The sequence below is a fragment of the Bryocella sp. genome (genome assembly GCF_058498515.1).
Genome location: NZ_JBMHYI010000028.1, coordinates 1 through 3,371 on the forward strand (window position 1 = coordinate 1; position 3,371 = coordinate 3,371).

The window sequence follows — 3,371 nt, forward strand, 5'->3', positions numbered from 1 at the left end:
ATGGCCATCATGAGGCGCGCGGAGATGCGGATGTCTCGATAGGCAACGAACATGGATGCCGCGACTGCGAACAGTGAAAGCGCGATGGGGGGAACGTGCGGACCGAAGCCGCCGAGCAGGACATAAGAAAAGTTGAGGAAGCCGCCGAGGACTGAGGCTGCCGTCATGACGTAGGCAAAGAAGAGCGCCCAGGCTGTGATGGCGCTGAATACCGGCGAAAGCGAGCCGCAGGTATAGCTGTAGAGTGAGCCCGGAGAGGCGGACTCGCGAGCGAAGGCAGCGACGCAGAGGGCGACCAGAAAGATAGCGGCTGTTGCGATGACGTAGGCAAGGCCCGCTCCGGCGGCGGCGAGGCCAAAGACGAGTGGGACCGTAAGTGCTGGCGTGGTGCTGGGGGCGATGAGGGAGATGGACTGCGCAAGCGTTTCAAGAGGAGAGAGAACTTGTTGTTGGAGACCGTAGGAAGGTGGAGGCGAGGTCGCGGTCTTCGGCCCGTCTGCAACTGTTCCGACCGTTGACTGATTCATCGAGACACACCTCACGCTGGGTAAGTCGAATGGAAGACAAGGTGGTGCTGGGCCGTGGACTCGCCTATGGCAACTGGATGGATTTCAGGATAGCGTATCGGTTTGGAGCTTTTCCGCAGGGCTGGTGAATGCTAGGCGCGATGCACACTTTCGAGTCTTGCGGCCCAGGCGGCGGCTGGTCGTGATGTAGAAGTGGGCTCGAGCGTGGCTAGCTGTACTGCGAAGTTGCCAATCGTGGAGCACTCGGTGCCGGCGCGGCAGACTTCGAGGCCTGTGGCCTCAGCCGTGAGACGGTTGAGGAACTCGTTCTGGCTACCGCCACCCATAATGTAGAGCTTGCGAAAGTGCTTGCCGGTGATTTCGGACACTTTGCGCAGGACGACGGCGTAGCGCGCGGCAAGGCTATAGAACAGGAACGACGCCATTTCGGCCGCATGGGTCGGGTCGGGGTTCAGTTCGGGCAGGTTGCGTGAACGAAGTTGCGCGTTGATGCGCTCCGGCATGTGGCCCTGGAGCAAGAGGTCGGGGTCATCGACGTTGAGCACGTAGTCGCGTGGGCCGATGGTTGCGGCGGCTGCGACAAGCTCCGGCAGGTCAGGCGTCGTGCCGGCTTCTGCCCAAGTTTCCATGCACTGGCGCAGCATCCACATGCCGTTTACGTTTTTGTGGAAGCAGATGGTGCCGTCCGCACCGCCAAGGTTGGTGAAGTTTTCTTCGCGGGCCACGGCGGAGTTTACGGGCGCGTTCAAGAGCGTTCCGACGAGCGACCACGTGCCGGAACTGATGTAGGCCCAGTCGTCGTTTGCGTCAGGGATCGCCGCGATGGCGGAGGCTGTGTCGTGGCAGGCGGGAGCGATGAGGCGGGTGTTTGCGAAGGCTGGTAGCTTTGCGAGCTCACCTTGCAGTTGGCCGACGTCTGTTCCGGGTTCGACGATGGACGGTGCATCTGCGGTGGACTGGCCGAGTGCGGCGAAGATCTCTTCCGACCACTGGCCGTCGAGCGCAACCATCTGCGTGTGTGTGGCGTTGGTGCGCTCTGAGACTGCGCGGCCGCCGAGCGTATAGAGGACGTACTCGGGAAGGTTGAGCCAGCGAAGGTTTTTGGATGAGGGTGCGTCGGCGGCCATCTGGTAGGCCGTGTTGAGGTTCAGGAGCTGGATGCCGGTGATTTCGCGCATGCGGCTGGCGGAGAGGCGCTTGTGTAACGCTGCTTCGGAGGCGATGGTGCGCTCGTCGCGATAGCAGAAAGGATCGTCGATGGGCTTGCCTTCTGCGTTGAGGCGCACGTAATCGACGGCCCAGCCATCGACGGCGATGGAGCGAATGCCTTCAGTGGCGATCTCCGCACATTTGCGGAGACCGGTGTGGAGGCCGTCGAGGATGCAGGCGATGTCCCAGTGCAGGCCATGCTCGTGCTCACCGGCGTGGTTGGCGAAACGATGCACGAGATGGAACTGCGGCTCGCCGGACTGCCAGCGCAAGAGTGAGACGCGACAGCTCTCGGCGCCAAGATCGATGGCGACGAGAGCGCGCTTGTCCGAAGGCATATTGAGAGCAGCCTCCGGCGTGCTCATCGCAGGTAGGCCTCGGTGAGCCCGCCGTCGACGGGGATCAAGTGGCCGGTGGTGACAGGCGCGCGTGGGCCGCCGACGAAGAGGATCGCTTCCGCACAGTCTTTGGGGTCGATGGGCACGTGCGTGAGCGTGCGCTGCGCGTAGAAGTGCGCGAGCAGGTTGCGTATTTCGTCGTCGGTGCCGTTCTCGTCGAACGGGATGCCGTACTTGGTGAGCGATGCTTTTACACGGTCGCGGGGGAACATCGTCGAGCCCTTGACGACGGTAGCCGGGCTGATGCCGTTGACGCGCAGCAGCGGTGAGTAGGTAATGGCGAGCTCGCGGACGAGATGGCTCAGCGCGGCCTTGCTGACGTCGTAGGCTTCGGAACCGCGCTTAGCGACGACGGCATTTGCGGAGCTGGTGAGCACGACACTGCCGGGGATTCCCTGCGCTTTGAAAATTTTCTGCGCTTCATCGGTGAGCAGGTAGTTGGCTGTGACGTTGATTTCGAGCGTGATACCCCACTGCGCGTCCGAGATGATGCCGTCGGGCGATGTCGGGAAGATGGCGGCGGTGTTGATGAGGAGATCAATGCCACCGAAGGCTGCGACCGTGGCTGCGAGCGCGCTCTGGATGGCGTCGCGCTTGCGGATGTCGATGGCAGTGGCAACAGCACATTCCTTGCCACCGATGGCCTTCGCTTCGTCGGCAACCTTCTGCGCGGCCTCCTGCGAGAGATCAGCAACGACGATGTGCGCGCCGCGCTCGGCTGCGAGCAGCACGGTTTCGCGGCCGATGCCGCTCGCTCCACCGACGACGAGGACGATGCGGCGGCTGAGTTCTTTCTCTGGCGGCTGCCGGCGGATCTTGGCTTCTTCGAGCGCCCAGTACTCGATGCGGAAAGCTTCGCTGGGCGGAAGGGCAACGTAGTTTTCATGCACGCTGAACGCTGAGGTTGGAGCGCAGCCGGCTTGCGGAAGTTCAGACGGTAGCTTGCCACCGTCGAGTGAGCCGGCGCCTTCCATCACGTGGATCGCGTTGGTGTAGAACTCGCCGGTAATGCGCGACTCTGTTTTGTTTTTGCCGAAGCTGAACATGCCGACCCCGGGGACGAGCACGACAGTAGGGCTGGCGTCGCGCATGGCCGGAGACTCAGGCAAGGCGTGGGCCTTGTAGTACGAGGCGTATTCGGCGCGGTAGGTCTCGAGGGCCTGATCGAGGGTAGCCTCGAGATCGGCGACAGAGCTCTTTGGGTCCCAGTCGAGGAACAGGGGACGAATCTTGGTGC

At 62.6% G+C, this 3,371-nt stretch carries 2 protein-coding genes and 1 pseudogene; all 3 read right to left on the bottom strand.

Annotated features, from left to right (window positions below; genetic code table 11):
* Positions 1 to 527: pseudogene (locus tag AC5E6W_RS08415) on the bottom strand (APC family permease); the annotation flags it as partial.
* Positions 528 to 658: 131 nt separating this feature from the next.
* The gene (locus AC5E6W_RS08420; RefSeq protein ID WP_491751835.1) at positions 659 to 2,101 is read right to left on the bottom strand and encodes a rhamnulokinase; all 1,443 of its coding nucleotides are present in this window, start codon (positions 2,099 to 2,101) and stop codon (positions 659 to 661) included.
* Positions 2,098 to 3,371 (bottom strand): SDR family oxidoreductase (locus AC5E6W_RS08425; RefSeq protein WP_491751836.1); only part of this gene is annotated, 1,274 nt, incomplete at its 5' end. The genes AC5E6W_RS08425 and AC5E6W_RS08420, both read right to left, overlap by 4 nt.